At 65.6% G+C, this 15,441-nt stretch carries 24 protein-coding genes and 1 pseudogene; 6 read left to right on the forward strand and 19 right to left on the reverse strand.

Annotated features, from left to right (window positions below; genetic code table 11):
- Positions 1-317 precede the first annotated feature (317 nt).
- The 3 genes from arr to VGM20_03400 all read left to right on the forward strand — a co-directional run bounded on the left by arr (position 318) and on the right by VGM20_03400 (position 2,668).
- On the forward strand, positions 318-731 hold the full coding sequence (gene arr / locus VGM20_03390) for an NAD(+)--rifampin ADP-ribosyltransferase (GenBank protein ID HEY4099905.1): 414 nt from the start codon (positions 318-320) through the stop codon (positions 729-731).
- Between the two features lie 25 nt (positions 732-756).
- Positions 757-1,893 carry a hypothetical protein gene (locus VGM20_03395; protein HEY4099906.1) on the forward strand — a complete coding sequence of 379 codons (1,137 nt, stop codon included), beginning with the start codon at positions 757-759 and terminating at the stop codon, positions 1,891-1,893.
- Between the two features lie 118 nt (positions 1,894-2,011).
- Entirely contained in the window at positions 2,012-2,668 is a 657-nt protein-coding gene (locus VGM20_03400) for a DUF998 domain-containing protein (GenBank protein ID HEY4099907.1), read from the forward strand.
- Here VGM20_03400 and VGM20_03405 read toward each other — a convergent pair.
- Positions 2,636-3,304, reverse strand: a complete 669-nt coding sequence (locus VGM20_03405) for a L,D-transpeptidase (GenBank protein HEY4099908.1) — start codon at positions 3,302-3,304, stop codon at positions 2,636-2,638. The genes VGM20_03400 and VGM20_03405 overlap by 33 nt on opposite strands.
- Positions 3,305-3,387: 83 nt before the next feature.
- Here VGM20_03405 and VGM20_03410 point away from each other — a divergent pair, with 83 nt between their 5' ends.
- Positions 3,388-3,933, forward strand: a complete 546-nt coding sequence (locus tag VGM20_03410; GenBank protein ID HEY4099909.1) for a hypothetical protein — start codon at positions 3,388-3,390, stop codon at positions 3,931-3,933.
- A gap of 101 nt (positions 3,934-4,034) precedes the next feature.
- Here VGM20_03410 and VGM20_03415 read toward each other — a convergent pair whose 3' ends face one another.
- Positions 4,035-4,433: a VOC family protein gene (locus VGM20_03415; GenBank protein ID HEY4099910.1), complete on the reverse strand. Its 399-nt coding sequence runs from the start codon at positions 4,431-4,433 to the stop codon at positions 4,035-4,037.
- Between the two features lie 76 nt (positions 4,434-4,509).
- Here VGM20_03415 and VGM20_03420 point away from each other — a divergent pair, with 76 nt between their 5' ends.
- Together VGM20_03420 and VGM20_03425 are read left to right on the forward strand one after the other, a co-directional pair.
- Positions 4,510-5,220 (forward strand): hypothetical protein, encoded by a 711-nt coding sequence (locus tag VGM20_03420; protein ID HEY4099911.1) that lies wholly within the window; start codon positions 4,510-4,512, stop codon positions 5,218-5,220.
- Between the two features lie 131 nt (positions 5,221-5,351).
- Complete coding sequence (locus VGM20_03425) at positions 5,352-6,389, forward strand: hypothetical protein (GenBank protein HEY4099912.1); 1,038 nt, start codon at positions 5,352-5,354, stop codon at positions 6,387-6,389.
- A gap of 29 nt (positions 6,390-6,418) precedes the next feature.
- On the opposite strand, the gene map is transcribed toward VGM20_03425, so the two are convergent.
- From map to rplV, 17 genes and pseudogenes are all read right to left on the reverse strand, one after another.
- Complete coding sequence (gene map, locus VGM20_03430) at positions 6,419-7,168, reverse strand: type I methionyl aminopeptidase (protein ID HEY4099913.1); 750 nt, start codon at positions 7,166-7,168, stop codon at positions 6,419-6,421.
- Positions 7,165-7,731 carry an adenylate kinase gene (locus VGM20_03435; protein HEY4099914.1) on the reverse strand — a complete coding sequence of 189 codons (567 nt, stop codon included), beginning with the start codon at positions 7,729-7,731 and terminating at the stop codon, positions 7,165-7,167. Before VGM20_03435 ends, map begins: the two co-directional genes overlap by 4 nt.
- Positions 7,732-7,827: 96 nt before the next feature.
- A complete protein-coding gene (secY, locus tag VGM20_03440) occupies positions 7,828-9,150 on the reverse strand; it encodes a preprotein translocase subunit SecY (protein HEY4099915.1) in 1,323 nt (440 codons plus the stop codon).
- Entirely contained in the window at positions 9,150-9,623 is a 474-nt protein-coding gene (rplO, locus tag VGM20_03445; protein ID HEY4099916.1) for a 50S ribosomal protein L15, read from the reverse strand. The genes secY and rplO overlap by 1 nt, the downstream gene beginning before the upstream one ends.
- 2 nt (positions 9,624-9,625) lie before the next feature.
- On the reverse strand, positions 9,626-9,892 hold the full coding sequence (rpmD, locus tag VGM20_03450) for a 50S ribosomal protein L30 (protein ID HEY4099917.1): 267 nt from the start codon (positions 9,890-9,892) through the stop codon (positions 9,626-9,628).
- 3 nt (positions 9,893-9,895) lie between these two features.
- A pseudogene (rpsE, locus tag VGM20_03455) lies at positions 9,896-10,378 on the reverse strand (30S ribosomal protein S5).
- A 263-nt stretch (positions 10,379-10,641) separates the two neighbouring features.
- Positions 10,642-11,013, reverse strand: coding sequence for a 50S ribosomal protein L18 (rplR, locus tag VGM20_03460; GenBank protein ID HEY4099918.1), 372 nt, complete (start codon positions 11,011-11,013; stop codon positions 10,642-10,644).
- Positions 11,013-11,552 carry a 50S ribosomal protein L6 gene (gene rplF / locus VGM20_03465; GenBank protein ID HEY4099919.1) on the reverse strand — a complete coding sequence of 180 codons (540 nt, stop codon included), beginning with the start codon at positions 11,550-11,552 and terminating at the stop codon, positions 11,013-11,015. The genes rplR and rplF overlap by 1 nt, the downstream gene beginning before the upstream one ends.
- A gap of 8 nt (positions 11,553-11,560) precedes the next feature.
- Positions 11,561-11,956 carry a 30S ribosomal protein S8 gene (rpsH, locus tag VGM20_03470; GenBank protein ID HEY4099920.1) on the reverse strand — a complete coding sequence of 132 codons (396 nt, stop codon included), beginning with the start codon at positions 11,954-11,956 and terminating at the stop codon, positions 11,561-11,563.
- Positions 11,957-12,003: 47 nt separating this feature from the next.
- Positions 12,004-12,561 (reverse strand): 50S ribosomal protein L5, encoded by a 558-nt coding sequence (gene rplE, locus VGM20_03475; GenBank protein ID HEY4099921.1) that lies wholly within the window; start codon positions 12,559-12,561, stop codon positions 12,004-12,006.
- Positions 12,562-12,707: 146 nt separating this feature from the next.
- Positions 12,708-13,091, reverse strand: a complete 384-nt coding sequence (gene rplX, locus VGM20_03480) for a 50S ribosomal protein L24 (protein HEY4099922.1) — start codon at positions 13,089-13,091, stop codon at positions 12,708-12,710.
- A 1-nt stretch (position 13,092) separates the two neighbouring features.
- Complete coding sequence (gene rplN, locus VGM20_03485; GenBank protein HEY4099923.1) at positions 13,093-13,461, reverse strand: 50S ribosomal protein L14; 369 nt, start codon at positions 13,459-13,461, stop codon at positions 13,093-13,095.
- Positions 13,462-13,479: 18 nt separating this feature from the next.
- The gene (rpsQ, locus tag VGM20_03490; GenBank protein ID HEY4099924.1) at positions 13,480-13,749 is read right to left on the reverse strand and encodes a 30S ribosomal protein S17; all 270 of its coding nucleotides are present in this window, start codon (positions 13,747-13,749) and stop codon (positions 13,480-13,482) included.
- A complete protein-coding gene (gene rpmC / locus VGM20_03495; protein ID HEY4099925.1) occupies positions 13,742-13,975 on the reverse strand; it encodes a 50S ribosomal protein L29 in 234 nt (77 codons plus the stop codon). The genes rpsQ and rpmC overlap by 8 nt, the downstream gene beginning before the upstream one ends.
- A 1-nt stretch (position 13,976) precedes the next feature.
- Positions 13,977-14,390, reverse strand: coding sequence for a 50S ribosomal protein L16 (gene rplP / locus VGM20_03500; GenBank protein ID HEY4099926.1), 414 nt, complete (start codon positions 14,388-14,390; stop codon positions 13,977-13,979).
- 4 nt (positions 14,391-14,394) lie between these two features.
- Complete coding sequence (gene rpsC / locus VGM20_03505) at positions 14,395-15,075, reverse strand: 30S ribosomal protein S3 (protein HEY4099927.1); 681 nt, start codon at positions 15,073-15,075, stop codon at positions 14,395-14,397.
- Positions 15,075-15,440 (reverse strand): 50S ribosomal protein L22, encoded by a 366-nt coding sequence (gene rplV / locus VGM20_03510; GenBank protein ID HEY4099928.1) that lies wholly within the window; start codon positions 15,438-15,440, stop codon positions 15,075-15,077. Before rplV ends, rpsC begins: the two co-directional genes overlap by 1 nt.
- Position 15,441: the final 1 nt, after the last annotated feature.

Below are 15,441 nucleotides of genomic sequence, written 5' to 3' on the forward strand. Positions count from 1 at the left end.
CGCACAATGTTGTCGTCAGGCTCTGCTTGCAGGGAATGGCGGCGGAAGATGCAGGCCACTCCGACGAGGCGAGGCAACTCTTCCTTCGGGCCTGGCACGAAGCGACGAACGACTTCGAGCGGTTTCTCGCGGCTCACTTCGTCGCGCGACAGCAGCACGACGCAGGGGAAAGGTTGCGGTGGCTCGAGACCGCCGTGATGCATGCGTCGCGAGTCGATGACGACACGATCAGGAGCGCGTATCCGTCGCTGTACTCGAACATTGCCGCGTGCCATGAGCTGCTCGGCGACCGCGCGCGGGCGGCGGAGAACCGGGCGTTGGCGGCATCGTTTCAGGGGATACCATCGGACCGGGGACCTTTCTATCACGGCACGAGGGCAGATCTGTCCGCTGGTGATCTGCTGACACCGGGCGGCTCCTCCAACTACAAGGCGGGGCTGACGATGAATCACATCTATTTCACGGCGCTCATGGATGGGGCGGGATTGGCAGCGGCGTTGGCGAGCGGCAACGGGGGCGAACGGGTGTATGTCGTGGAACCGACCGGCGCGTTCGAGCACGACCCGAACGTCACCGACAAGAAATTTCCAGGGAATCCGACCCGCTCGTATCGGTCGCTCGCACCGCTGCGCATTGTTGGCGAAGCAACCGACTGGGTGAGGCAGACGCCGGACCAGATCGCGGAATGGCGTCGGAGGTTGGGCAACAGCAAGGGTGACATCATCAACTGACGGCCCGGACCGGAATGGAGCACGAATGATGCGATGGCTCGCCTCGCTCGCGGCAGTGTCGCTCCTCCTCGCCGGGTGTGGCGCACACGACGATCCGACGCAGCGCCACTTGCCGCCGTCCACCCGTGGCCCCACTGTCACCGTCGTCGATTCCATCACGATCGCCGAACCCGATTCCCTTCCCCTCGGCGAATACGCTTCGTACATCGCCCGGAGCGGACGCGGCGACCTCTTCGTTGCCGACGCAGGGCTGCGCAAGGTGCTCCATTTCGACGCCGGCGGCCGATTCCGCGGTGTCCTGGGTCGGGCAGGGGACGGGCCCGGAGAGCTCCGCACGCCAGCATCGATTGGATTGCTTCCGGGCGATTCGCTTCTCGCAGTCACTGACGTCAATCGCGCCCGGATCGTCGTCTTCGGTGCTGACGACGCAGTTCTGCGCCGCGAGATCGGGACGCCACCGATGCAGTTCGTCAGTCAGGAATGGTCGCGCCGTGATGACACCGTCGTCTTCGGTTTCACCGCGGCACGCGCAGCGCTCGGCAAATGGGCGTGGCACGGCGATTCGATCGTACCGAGCGGGCGCACGCCGAGGCGGGCCCAACTTGCAGGGATTGCCTACGGCGAAAGCTCCATCGTCGCGACCGATTCCGGATACGTGGCGCTCTTCCCCACGGAGCCTGGGCTCTTCGTGCTCAATCGCGACGCGGTGCCGACCGGGTTCGTCCGGATTCCCGTGGCGCGGCGGCGTGGCGAACCGGGTGACTTGATGGACAAGCGCAAGAAGTTGGCGGCGAAGCAACCCGGTGCGCTCGCCGGCTCGATGGCGCTCGGCGTGCAGCGACTGGCGTCCGGGGAGTGGCTGGTGATCTCCGGTGATGTCGACGTCAGCCGCAGCGGTGAACAGACCCGCGGCGTCAACATGCGGTACTACGTGTCGGTCGTCTCGGCAAACATGCAGAAAGTATGCGTCGATGGGAAGTTTCCGCTGACCACAGATGTCCTCTCCCGGCCGATTTTGTCCGCCGACACCGTCTTGCTCCTGACGCGCAATGTCGAGAGCGCGGGTACCCGTAACCGGCTGCTGTCGATGGTCGTGAGCACGGCGGGATGTGACTGGCAACCGACCGGTGGCGTCGAGCCCCCGCCGCGCGATTCGTTGTAGGTAGAGGCTGGTTCGCCTGCGGTCGTCCTCATCTGACGCGCACCGCGCGAAGCGCGAGCGAGCTAGGAGCGACACCATCCCGGTCGCGCCCCCGCTGCTGCTCCGACTGTGGATCGCGTTGGCAGGCGGTGCGCTCTTTCTCGCCATCACGACTGTCCAAGGGATTATCCGCGACGGCTTCGACCCCTGGCAGCAGGCGATGAGCGCCCTGAGTCTCGGCCCGGGCGGCTGGGTCCAGATGATCAACCTGATCGGCCTGGGCGTGGTGATGCTGAGCACCGTTCCGACCTGGCGCCGGATTCTTGCCGGCGGGACGGGACACACTGCGTATCCAGTCCTCACCGCGATCGTCGGTGCCAGCTTCGTCGTGGTCGGTATGGTTCGGCAGGATCCGGCGCCCGGCTACGATCCTGCCGGCCTTGCACTGACGTCGCCGACACCGCTCGGCCTGGTGCATCTCGCCGTTGCCGGCGTGGCTGCACTCGCTTCGGTGGCTTCCCTCGCCGTGATGGCCGTTCGCTTCCGTGGCGATCCCGCGTGGCGCAGGTGGTCGGTCTGGTCGTGGGTGGCGGCGTTTGCCGTCGTCGGCTGCGTCGTGGTGTACGGCATCTGGAGTGTCAGGTCGCACGGCTACGCGGGGACGTTCGAGCGCGCGGCAGTGGCCGTGCCTCTGGTGTGGATGTTCGCGTTGCTTCGGCGGTTGAGCGCGGGGACGCCGTTCATGCTGTCCGAGCAGACGACGCTATTGCGGACCTCTTCCGGAACGAGGAGATGACGCGACGCTCGACTCGCCGATGATCTCCATCGGAATGGGCCGCGACAGACGCACGGTCCGGGTGATGGTACGGGTCCGCAGCACGCTGGCGTACCATCTGGCAGTGTGATGCGCGCCACCGTGTTCCATGAGCGTTCGGCCGAGGCGATAGGCGTCCATCGGTTCCATGCGGATACAGCCATGCGATAGTGCATATCCGACGCTACGTGGCTCGTTGCTGCCGTGGATGTAGTACGACGGCTCCCGGAAGAAGATCTTGACGAGCCGCATCGGATTGGTGCGAGCGCCTGGCTGCTGCGGGGTCTTTTCTGCAGCCCAGTCTTCCTCGGGCGGGGTCCATTTCGGGTTCCAGACGATCCGCGAGATGCGGAACCGGCCGGCAGGGGTCGGATGCGCCGAGTCACCGATGGCGATGGTGTACGCTCTCGCGGTGTCGCTTCCGGAAATCACGTAGAGTTTGCGTTGCGCGAGATCGGCGACGAGATGTACTGGAGGTACGCGTCGCGCTCGCGCGCGGGCGCGGACCTGGGCCGGAAGCGCGCCCACCGTCAAGGCGATCGCGGCAAGGGATGCCATCACGAGCCACATTGCGGCCCGGACCCGGCGGCTCAGGGACGTCCGATTGTCCTCGATCATCATTCACTCCGGTATGATCTTTGTGGCTCTCTACCGGTTGACGATGCCCTGGCAGGTTTGAACACGGAAGGAGATCGAGACGGATGGCACAGGTGGTCTTCCTGAGAGGGATCAACGTGGCCGGTCACCGCCGCTTTCGCCCGGCCGTGCTCGCGAAGCAACTGAAGCACCTGGACGTGATCAACGTCGGCGCGGCCGGGACGTTCGTGGTTCGGCAATCGATTTCCCAGGCGAGGCTTCGCGTTGAACTGGCGCGCCGGCTCCCCTTCGATGCCGAGATCATGATTTGCACCGGGCGAAAGATCGTCGAACTGGCGGGTGGGGATTTCTTTGCGGGCCAACGGGCACGGCCCGACATCGTACGATTCGTCAGCGTGCTCTCGCGACGTCCCGGTGTCGCCTTGCAGGTTCCTGCGAGCCTCCCCTCCCGCGGCAGGTGGATGGTGAAGGTTCTCGCGCACGATGACCACTTCGTCGTCGGACTTTACCGGCGTGAAATGAAGGTCATCAGCCACCTTGGCTCGTTGGACCAGATCTTCGGAGCACCTGTCACCACGCGGAACTGGAACACGATCGCGGCTATCGCCAGGAAGCTGGATACCCGATCAGATCGGCAGCCGTCAACTTGATCGCCGCGATTGAGCGCCTTCACACGCGCGACGACGAGGCCGAACAGGGGTTGAATCCTCCCCTTGCCGGCCCATGATGCTGCCGCGACCTGAACTGCGGGCTATGCCTGAAGCGGTGTCGACACGCCGAGCTTGAATCCATCGGGATCGCGGAGCTGGAACATGCGGGCGCCCCACGGCCGATCTGCCGGCTCGCTGAGTAGAGTGCCGCCGGCGGCGCGGACCCGGTCGGCGGCCGCGTCGACATCGGCGGGGCCTTCGACGTTGAGCTGCAGATAGAACCCCTGCCCCTTGATCCGGTCCCAGCCGAGCTTGCCATCGTCCTGATTGAGGACGATCCGGATGTCGCCGGCACTGATGATCGCACCGACCAGCTTGCCGTCGCGCTCGAACGGCATCGCAACGGTAAAGCCGAGGACATCGCGGTACCATTGGACCGAGGTCTCGACGTTCTTGCACGTGAGGGAACAACCGAGCGTGGTGGCGCGGAATGCGGGCATGGCGGATCCTGGCAGAGGTTTGATGAGGGGCCAATAATAGCGGGAAGGGTAGGTATGATTGAAGGACGGGGGTGACGTGATGAAACCGCAGTCGGCAACGATTCTCGTCGCGTGGCTCGCGCTCCTGATCGTCGGAACGCCATCGTTTGCCGTCGCGCAATCGTCGGCCCCCAATTGCAGGAATGCCGCCTTCTATCTTCGCTGCGGACTCAAGGCGGCTGGCATTCCGGAATTGAGCGCAACGCAGCTCCCTTCCGGCGAGCGGGAGATCCGGTTCTGGGTGACGAGTGGCAACATGATGCCAGATCGACTTCTCATATTGCGCCAGAGTGGTGGTCGCACCTCCGGCCGCCTCTTCCTGCTCTGGATCGGCACGACGGTGAATTCGCCGCAGGCAGACACCCTCTGCCTCGAGCGCTGGTCGAATGGAGCCGGTGGGTTATGCGATGCCCGCACCCTCCAGGATCACGACTGGGCCGCGATCGTTCGACGACTCGACTCGACCGGTCTTGGTGATCTTCCGACGGCTCCAGTCGCGGAGCGGCACTGCGACGATCACTTCACACCGTCACCGGTGCCGGGGAGGCTCCCGGTTGATCGCATCTGTCAGCTGATGGTTGACGGGTTCACCTACGCGATCGAAGTGCGGGGGGGGAACGACTACTGGCGCTATGGATTTCCTCGCGACCCCGACCAGAGCTCGCCGTGGCTGAGGCGTGATGAGCAGCTTCTGGGGATACTCGCCTGTGCCGCACGGACGGCCAGTGACAGGACGTGCGATCAGTGACGCATCGAGGATCGCGAACGATTACAGCAATCGCCTTCGCGCTTGGATTCGCGGGTCGCATACAACCGTCGGGAGCGCAACAGCCGACGCGACGGTGGGATGATTCAACGTCGGCGGCGCCCGAGGCCCAGGTGTACCGCACCTGGCAGGCGTATTTCCAGTCGAAGGGCGGCGACCTTGCCGACGGGGCAGGAACGCCGTCGCCGCTGTGGGTTGCCAACGAACAGGCACAGTGGCCGATGTACGATCTCGCAGGATTCTACGTACCTGCCGGCGCCATTCCGCACGTCGTGAACATCCGGCGCGTCCAAGGCAGGGATCCGGTTGCATATGAGATCGTTGTCCGATTCACCGAGCCGCGCCTGGTCCGGGCAACGGATTCCGCGCGGACGCGGATAACGGCGACGTGGATCGTCGAACAGCGCGCAGGAAGGTGGTTGCTGGCGAACGTCTTGCCGCAAAGAACGCGGAACTGGCACACGGAGCGAGTGGGGCAGATCCGGTATTTCGTCGCGCCATTGCTCACCTTCAACCGCACGCGGGCGATCGCAGCGGCGAAGTTCGTCGACTCGCTAACCGCAGCGTTTGACCTTCCCCGCCTCGATGCACTGGACTATTACGTCGTCCCCACGGTCGACGCGGCGCTGGACGCCCTCGGCGTCGACTCTCCGACGCGGTATGGGCCCAGCGGAGGGTTTTCCAAGCCGGTGAATCATCAGTTGTTCGCTGGCATCCCCATGTGGGGAGAGAACTATCGGCACGAATTGACCCACGTCGTGCTCCTGCCACTGTACCGGTCGGGACCCCTGACGATTGTCGGCACCGAAGGGGTTGCCACGTGGCTGGGCGGCACATCCGGGATGACGTGGAAGGAATCGGTCAGATCGCTGCGGACGTTTTTGCGATCCCATCCGACTGCGACGCTCGATTCGGCGATCACGCAAGGGAGCATTCCGCAAACTGACACCTACGCTGCTGGTGCCGTCCTCTGTGACATCGTCTTTCGTCGAGGTGGCACTCCTGCGGTGCGGGCATTTCTCACCGCGGGGCCCGGGCCCAACCAGGTGCGAGCAGAGCTGTTGCGTCTCTTCGGTGCATCGTGGGAGCGGATCGCAAGAGAGTGGCGAGCGGCAGTGGACACGATCGCGGCGGAAGGAGGGCCGGCCTGACGTCGCTGACCTGACAGGCACCGGACCTGCTACTTCGTCAGAATTCTCGCTTCACCGTCGGTGATCAGCACCGTGTGCTCGAAGTGCGCCGACAATGATCCATCCTGCGTCACGACAGTCCATTTGTCCTTGAGGGTGCTGATCGCCGGCTTTCCGATGGTGATCATCGGCTCGATGGCGAGCGTCATCCCCGGCCGCAACGCTGCACCGCGCTTGGGATTGCCGAAGTTCGGAACCTGCGGCTCCTCGTGAAAGCGCGTCCCGATTCCGTGACCCACCAGCTCGCGCACCACGCCGAACCCCGCCCCCTCCGCGACCCGCTGCACCGCGTAGCCGATGTCGCCGACGTGATTGCCGGCCACCGCCGCAGCAATTCCGGCTTGAAGCGAGCGTTGCGTCACGTCGAGGAGTCGCTGGACTTCCGGCTCGATCGTGCCGACCGGAATCGTCGTCGCGGAATCGGCGTGCAATCCCCCCATCTGCACACCCACGTCGACTGACACGATCGATCCTTCGTGAAGCACCCGCTTGGTCGACGGAATGCCGTGGACGATTTCCTGGTCGATCGACGTGCAGAGCGTCTTGGGGAAGTCGTACAGTCCCTTGAACGACGGCGTTGCGCCGGCATGTGAGCGGATGAACGCTTCCGCCTCGCGATCGAGATCCTCGGTCGTGATCCCGGGCCGCACGATCCGGCGCATCAATTCAAGGGTCTCGAAGACGATCCGCCCCGCGGCCGCCATGCTCTCGACTTCGCGCGGCGACTTGATCGTGATCACGGGCGCGCCACGGCTTCCTGCACGCGCGCCGACACCTCGTCCACCGTGCCGACCGCTTCGATCCGGGTGACGCCACCGTGCTTCTCGTACCATGAGATCACCGGCGCGGTCTGGGCACGATACGCGGCGAGCCTGGTGGCCACCGCCGCGGGATCGTCGTCGGCACGGCCTTCGATGGCGCGCCGACCGGCGAGGCGACGGACCAGCTCGGCATCCGCGACGTCAAAGAAGAGAACGTGGTCGATCTTCCGCCCCATGGACCGGAGCACCTCACCAACTCCTTCGGCCTGCGGGATGGTCCGCACCACTCCGTCGAAGATCACGCCGCCTGCGGCTGCAGGCTTCGAGAGCTCTTCGCGGATCACGCCGAGGATGATTTCATCGCTGACGAGGTGGCCGGCGTCCATCACCGCCTGGGCCTGGCGACCGAGTGGTGTTCCCTGCTTCACCGCGTCGCGGAGGAGGTCACCGGTGGCAAAGCGGGGGAGTGAGAGCGCCTTGGAGAGGAGTTCGCCCTGGGTGCCCTTGCCGGCACCCGGCGGTCCGAGGAGGAGGATGTCCATACGGGAAATTTAGTTGATTCGAGCAGATCCTTCGACTTCGCGGCCGCGAAGCCGCCGCTCCGCTCAGGATGATTCCGGCGCCTCAGGGCGCCGGAATCACATCCCGAACCGGCTCTGCCGTCCGCGGAACTTGATCCGTCCCGACTTCATGAAGCCATCGTACTTGCGCAGCTGGCGGTGCTGCTCGATCTGCGCGATGGTGTCGAGGAGTACGCCCACCACGATCAGGATCGACGTGCCGCCGAACTGGAACTGCTGGATTCCGACTCCCGCCGCGACCGCGATCGGCACGATCGCCACCACGGCAAGGAAGAGCGATCCCGGGAAGGTGATCCGGCCGAGGACGCCGTCGATGTAGTCGGCGGTCGCGGCACCGGGCTTCACACCCGGAATGAACGCGCCCTGCTTCTTGAGATTCTCCGACAGGTCGACCGAGTTGAAGACGATCGACGTGTAGAAGTAGGAGAAGACGACGATCAGGAAGGCGAAGAGAATGTCGTACGCCATGCCGCCCGGCGTGAGGAACTGGGCGATCCCCTGCAGCGCGTCGATCCGGGTGAACTGCGCCACCGTAGCGGGGACGATGATGACCGTCTGCGCGAAGATGATCGGCATCACGCCGGCAGTGATCAGCCGGATCGGAATGAACGTCTTCTGCCCTTCGCGAATCCGCCCTCGCCCCATCACCTTGCGCGGGATCTGGATCGGGATGCGGCGGGCGGCAAGGGTCATCGCGACCACTGCGGTGATCATCGCCAGGAGGACGATCAGCAGCACCACCACGCCGCCGAGGGTCACCACGCCATCGCGGACGTAGCCGATCGTCGTGATCGCCGACGGCCAGACCCGTTCGAGAATCGCGACGGTGATGAGCAACGACATGCCGTTGCCAATGCCGCGTTCGGTGATCTGTTCACCGAGCCACATCACGAAGATCGCGCCGACGGTCAGCGTGGTCACCATCACCAGTCGCGTGATGAATCCGGCGTTGGGAACGGCGCCGGGGATCCCTTCGACGAAGAGCGTGAAGGTGTACGCCTGCGAGAAGGATATCGCCACCGTGAGGTAGCGGGTCCACTGCGTGAGCGTCTTCTGCCCTTCTTCGTCCTTCTGCATCTTCCCGATGGTAGGGAGGACGCCGCCGCCGAGCTGGAAGACGATCGACGCCGAGATGTACGGCATGATCCCGAGGGCGAAGATCGTCGCCTTGGAGAGGCCGCCGCCGAGGGCGTCGTAGAGGGAGAAGAGCGTGCCGGTGCCGGTCCCCGCCGAGTTCTTGATGAAGTCGGAGAGTGCCTGCACGTCGACCGCCGGCGCCGTGATGTGGGCGCCGACGCGATAGATCAGCACGGCGAGCGCCGTGAAGAGGAGCTTGTCCCGGAGTTCGGGATCGATCTGCGGTACGCGTGGGCCGGTCATCAGGCCTCGACCCGGCCGCCCGCCGCCTCGATCTTCGCCTTCGCCGACGCCGAGATCTTGAGCCCCTTCACCACGATGGCGCGAGTGATCTCGCCATGGCCGAGGAGCTTGACCGGCTCGGTCGCCTTGCGCGTCACACCCGCCGCGACGAGCGAATCGGCCGAGACTTCATCGCCGGTGACTCGTTCGAGGTCGCTGAGATTCACGGCGAGATAGGTCACCTTGAACGGGTTGGTGAAGCCGCGCTTCGGGAGACGGCGGTACATCGGCATCTGGCCGCCTTCGAAGCCGGTGTTCGTGTTGCCACCCGACCGCGCCTTCTGGCCCTTGTTTCCCTTGCCTGACGTCTTGCCGAGCCCCGAGCCGGGACCGCGGCCGACGCGGCGCCGCGCACGGTGCGACCCCTCGGCGGGACGCAGCGTCGATAGCGTGACTCGCTCGACGGTGCCTTCTGCTGGCTTCTTCTGCGCCATGATCAGCGACCCTTCCCCTTCACCGGCGTCACCGTGACCATGTGGCGGACCTTGAAGAGCATCCCCCGCGCGCTCGCGGTGTTGTCGATTTCGATTTCAGCCTGATAGTGCCTCAGGCCGATGGCCTTGAGGGTGCGGTTCATCGTCTCCGCGTGGCCGATCCCGGAACGGATCTGCTTGACGCGGAGGCGCTTCGCCTCGTCTTCGCCCGGGATGACGGCTGCGTGATACGCCGGCCCCTGACGTCCGACTACTGGATTGCGTCCCATCTGTTACACCTCCTGGCGGGCGCGATAACCGAGCTGATCGAGCTCGATGCCGCGCTCGCGGGCAACCTGCTTGGCGCTCACCAGGCCCTGCAACCCGGCCATCGTGGCGCGCACCATGTTGTGCGGATTGTTCGATCCCAGACTCTTGGTCAGGATGTCGGTGATGCCGGCGCATTCGAGCACTGCGCGCACCGGGCCACCGGCGATGACACCGGTACCGCTGGCAGCGGGCTTGAGCAGCACGCGGCCGGCACCGTGTTCACCGATGATCTCGTGTGGAATCGTGGTGCCGCCGCGAGGGATTTCGACCATGGCGCGCTTCGCCGCTTCGACGGCCTTGCGGACCGCCTCGGCAACTTCGTTCGCCTTGCCGCTCGCCACGCCGACCTTCCCCTTCCCGTCGCCAACGGCGACGAGGGCATTGAACGAGAAGCGCCGGCCGCCCTTGACGACCTTGGCGACGCGATTGATCGACACGACGTTCTCGACGAAGTCGCTCGCGCCGTCACCGCGATCGTCGCGCCGGTTGCCGCCGCGACCACCGCCGCCGCCGCCGCCCTGGCCACCACGGCCACGGCCACCCTGGCCGCCGCGACCCTGACCGCCGCGTCCGCGACCGCCCGACCCACCGTGGGTCCCGACACCGCCGCCACCACCGCCGCCGCTGCTGCGCTCACGCGCGGGCGCTTCAGCAGGTGCTTCGGCCGCAGGGCGGGTTTCCGGTTCGGCTCCGCCAGTCTGATCGCTCATCAAAACTCCAATCCGCCCTCGCGGGCGCCCTCGGCCACGGCCTTCACGCGGCCATGGTACTGATAGCCTGCGCGGTCGAATACCACCTTGGTGATCCCGGCCGCCTTGGCGCGTGCGGCGATCAGCTGGCCGACCGCCTTGGCGCGCGCGACCTTTCCCTTGCCGTCGATCGCAATGCCGTCGCTGGTGTCGGTGACACCGAGCAGCGCCGCCCCCGACTCGTCGTTGACGAGCTGGGCGTAGATGTGCTTGAGCGACCGGAACACCACCAGCCGCGGGCGCTCGGCGTCGCCCGCGACGCGGAGCCGTACCCGCAGGTGCCGGCGATAGCGCCGCTCGTGGCGCAGCTTCGGTCCGTGAATCGGACGCATTACTTGGCTCCCGTCTTGCCGGCCTTGCGCCGGACGACTTCACCCTGGTAGCGAATGCCCTTCCCCTTGTATGGCTCGGGCGGACGGACATTGCGGATTTCGGCGGCCAGCTGGCCGACGAGTTCCTTGTTGATCCCTTCGATCCGTACCAGCGTCGGCGTCTCGACCACGAGCTTGATCCCTTCCGGGGCGCGAATCTCCACCGGATGCGAGAACCCGACCACGAGGTTGATGCCGTACGCCTTCGATTCCGCCTTGTAGCCGACGCCCTGGATCTCGAGGATTTTCTTGTAGCCGTTCGCCACACCCTCGACCATGTTGGCCACCAGCGTGCGCGAGAGACCATGCAGCGCCTTGTGCCGCGTCTCGTCACTTGGCCGCTCGACGGTCACCGTGTTGCCGTCGAGCTTGGTCAGCATGTCGGGGTGCAGCTGTCGCGTCAGTGTCCCCTTGGGACCCTTGACGGTGACCTCGCGCCCGTTGATCGTCGCCGACACGCCGCTGGGCAGTGTGATCGGCTTCTTTCCGATGCGTGACATCGCCCCTCCTACCAGACGACGGCGAGCAATTCGCCGCCCAGGTTGGCAGTGCGCGCGTCCCGGTCGGTCATCAGCCCCTTCGGCGTCGACACGATCGCGATGCCGAGCCCGTTCTTCACGCGCGGGAGATCGCGACACTTGACGTACCGTCGCAACCCGGGTGAGGAGACGCGCTGCAGCTCGCGAATCACCGGCAGTTCGTTGTGATACTTGAGATACAGCCGCAGCGTTCCCGCCTGGCCGTCATCGAGCATCTTGTAATCGGCGATGTAGTGATTGTCCCGCAGCAGCTTCGCCAGCTCGTGCTTGAGCTTCGACGCGGGAACATCCACGCGCCGGTGCCCCGCCGAGCAGGCGTTGCGAATGCGAGTCAGCATATCGGCGACCGGATCAGTCATGCTCATGCGTTGCCGCCCCTCGTGTTACGCTCCATCATGGTATCCCGTCTCCCTCAGGCCGCACGCACAGCGTGTGGCGTCTCACCGCGGAAAGGCCAGCCGAACTCGCGCAGCAGCGCCATCGCGAGGTCATCGCGCTTGGCATTGGTCACGAGTGTGATGTCCATGCCATGGACGTTCTCGATCTTGTCGTAATCGATCTCGGGGAACATCGTCTGTTCCTTGATCCCGAAGGTGTAGTTCCCCCGGCCGTCGAAGCTCTTGTTCGGCAACCCGCGGAAGTCGCGGATGCGCGGCACCGTCAGGTTGATGAACCGGTCGAGGAACTCGTACATCCGGGCGCCGCGCAGCGTCACCGACGCCCCGACCGGCAGGCCGGCGCGGAGGCCGAAGTTCGCGATCGCCTTCTTGGCGCGGGTGATCACTGCCTTCTGCCCGGTGATGATCGCCAGCTCTTCGGCGGCCGCGTCGATCAGGCGCGGATTCTTGGCGCCTTCGCCAAGTCCCACGTTGAGGACGATCTTGGTGATCCGCGGCACCTGGTGCGGGTTGGCGAAGCCGAACTGCTTCGCCAGCCGCGCCCGCGCGGTTTCCTCGTAGAAGCGCTGCATCCGCGGCTTGCCGATGCTCGCCTTCGGCTCGGCCTCGGTCGCCATCGCAGCCGCGGCCGCGCTCCCCTTCCCCTTGGCGCGCGGCGCGCTCTCGCGCTTCGCGGCCGGCTTCTCGGCCTTTTCGCCTTCTGTCGATTTCGCCATCGTTACCGGTTCCTCGGAATGGTCACGCCGGTCCTGGTCGCAACCCGTTCGAACGTGCCGTCGTCGTTCTTCTGCCGGCGAATGCGGGTCGGAAGATTCGACTTCGGATCGATCAGCATCACCTTCGACGCCGGAATCGGCGCCGGGAACGTGATGACCCCCGACTCGGTGTTCTGCGTCGCGCGGCGGTGCCGCTTCGCCAGCGCGATGCCGTCGATCGACACGCGGCCGGTCTTGGGATAGACGCGCAACACCGTGCCGCGCTTCCCCTTGTCGTCGCCGGAGATCACCTGGACGGTGTCGCCCTTGGTGATGTGCAGTCTCTGCCGCTCGATCCGCCCACCCGGGCGCGGCCGCTTCGCCTTCTTGTGCACCAGTGGCTTCATCTCACAGCACCTCGGGCGCGAGCGACACGATCTTCATGTATCGCTTCTCGCGCAGTTCACGGGCGACCGGGCCGAAGATGCGGGTGGCCCTCGGTTCGCCCTGATCGTTGATCAGCACCGCGGCGTTCTCGTCGAAGCGGATGTAGGAGCCGTCCTTGCGCCGGACCTCCTTTGCCGTCCGCACGATCACCGCCTTGGCGACTTCACCCTTCTTCACCTGGCCGGTCGGGATGGCGTCCTTGATGGCCACCACGACGCGATCGCCGAGCGACGCATAGCGCCGCCGCGACCCGCCCAGGACACGGATCACCAGCGCGCGACGCGCACCGGAATTGTCCGCGATCTTGAGGATGCTCTCTTGTTGCACCATCGTGTCGTCTCCCCGGTCTCAGCGTGCGCGTTCGACGACTTCGACCGTGCGCCAGTGCACCGTCTTCGCCAATGGACGCGTTTCCATGATGCGCACCGTGTCGCCGGCCTTGGCGTCGTGGTCGTTGCGCGCCTTCACCTTCTTGGTACGGGTCACCTGCTTGCCGTACTTGGGATGCGCCAGCCGCCGCGACAACTGCACCGTCACGGTCTTCTGCATCTTGTCGCTCACGACCAGCCCGGTGCGCGTCTTGCGCGAGAGCCGCGTTGGCGTCGTCGTCTCAGCCATTCTGCTTCTCTCCGTTGCGGCGCTTCTCGTCCAGGATGGTGATCACCCGCGCCGCGTCGCGACGCAGGGCACGGAACTGCATCGGATTCTCGATCGACTCGGTCGCCGAACGGATCCGCAGCTTGAACCGCTCCTCGCGCAATTCGGCGAGCTTGGTCTCGAGCTGTTCCACGGTCAGCTCGCGCAGTTCGTCGCGATGCCGCCGCAGGTTCGTCTTGTCGTCCATCTCAGATCTCCTCGCGGCGGATCACCCGCGTCTTGACCGGCAGCTTCGCTTCGGCGAGCGCCAGCGCCTTGCGGGCCAGCGGCTCCTCGATGCCGTCCACCTCGAACAGCACCCGGCCCGGCTTGACCACCGCCACCCAGCCCTCCGGATTGCCCTTGCCTTTGCCCATGCGGGTTTCGGCCGGCTTCTTGGTGATCGGCTTGTCGGGGAAGATGCGAATCCACACCTTGCCGCCGCGCTTCATCTCGCGGGTCATCGCCACGCGCGCCGCCTCGATCTGCCGCGCCGTGACCCATCCCGGTTCGAGCGAGACCACGCCCCATTCGCCGAACGCGACGGTGTTGCCGCGCGTGGCGATGCCGTTGGTCTTCCCCTTGAACGTCTTGCGGAACTTGATCCGCTTCGGTGCCAGCATGGCCTCAGGCTCCCGTGCTGTAAGTCTTGCCGCTCATATCTTCCACGACTTCACCCTTGAAGACCCAGACCTTGATCCCGATGGTGCCGTAGGTCGTCTTGGCGGTGCCGGTGGCGTAATCGATGTCGGCGCGAAGGGTGTGCAGCGGCACCCGTCCCTCGCGATACCCCTCGACCCGCGCGATCTCGGCGCCGCCAAGGCGTCCCGCCGCACGCACGCGAATCCCCTGCGCTCCCATCCGCATCGAGCTCTGCACCGCGCGCTTCATCGCGCGGCGGAACGAGATGCGCTGCTCCAGCTGGGCCGCGATGTTGTCGGCGACCAGCTTGGCCGAGAGCTCGGGACGCTTGATCTCTTCGACATTCACCGCGACGTCGCGGGTCAGGTGCAACTGGCGCTCGAGCACGACGGCGAGCTCTTCACGGAGCTTGTCGACCTCGGCGCCGCGCTTGCCGATCACCACGCCGGGACGACCGGTGTGAATCGTGACGGTCACCTTGCCGGGCTTCCGCTCGATGTGCACTTCGGCGATCGCCGCGTGGCCGAGGCGCTTCTGGATGTAGTCCCGGATCAGCCGGTCTTCGCTCAGCAGCATCGGCATCTCCTTCGCCGACGCATACCACCGCGACAGCGGCTGCTTGGTGACGCCGAGACGGAACCCGATCGGATGTGTCTTCTGACCCATTACTTCGCCCTCCCCTCAGCCCGCGAGGCCACGGCGATATGCACGTGACTGGTCCGCTTCCGGATCGGCGTGGCGCGTCCCTGCGCCGCGGCACCGAACCGCTTGAGCGGCGACCCCATCTGGATCTGCGCGTCGATCACCACGAGCTCGTCGACATCGAACGACTCGTTGGCGTTCTGCGCATGCTGCTCGGCGTTGGCCACCGCCGACTTGAGCGTCTTCGCGATCTGCTTCGCCGCCAGCTTCTTGTTGAACTGGAGGATCGCGTACGCCTCATTGACGTCCTTGCCGCGGATCAGGTCCATCACCAGCCGCATCTTGCGGGGCGACTGCCGGACCGACCGCTGAATCGCGCGTCCCGCCATA

The sequence above is a fragment of the Gemmatimonadales bacterium genome, from assembly GCA_036500345.1.
Classification (GTDB): domain Bacteria; phylum Gemmatimonadota; class Gemmatimonadetes; order Gemmatimonadales; family GWC2-71-9; genus Palsa-1233.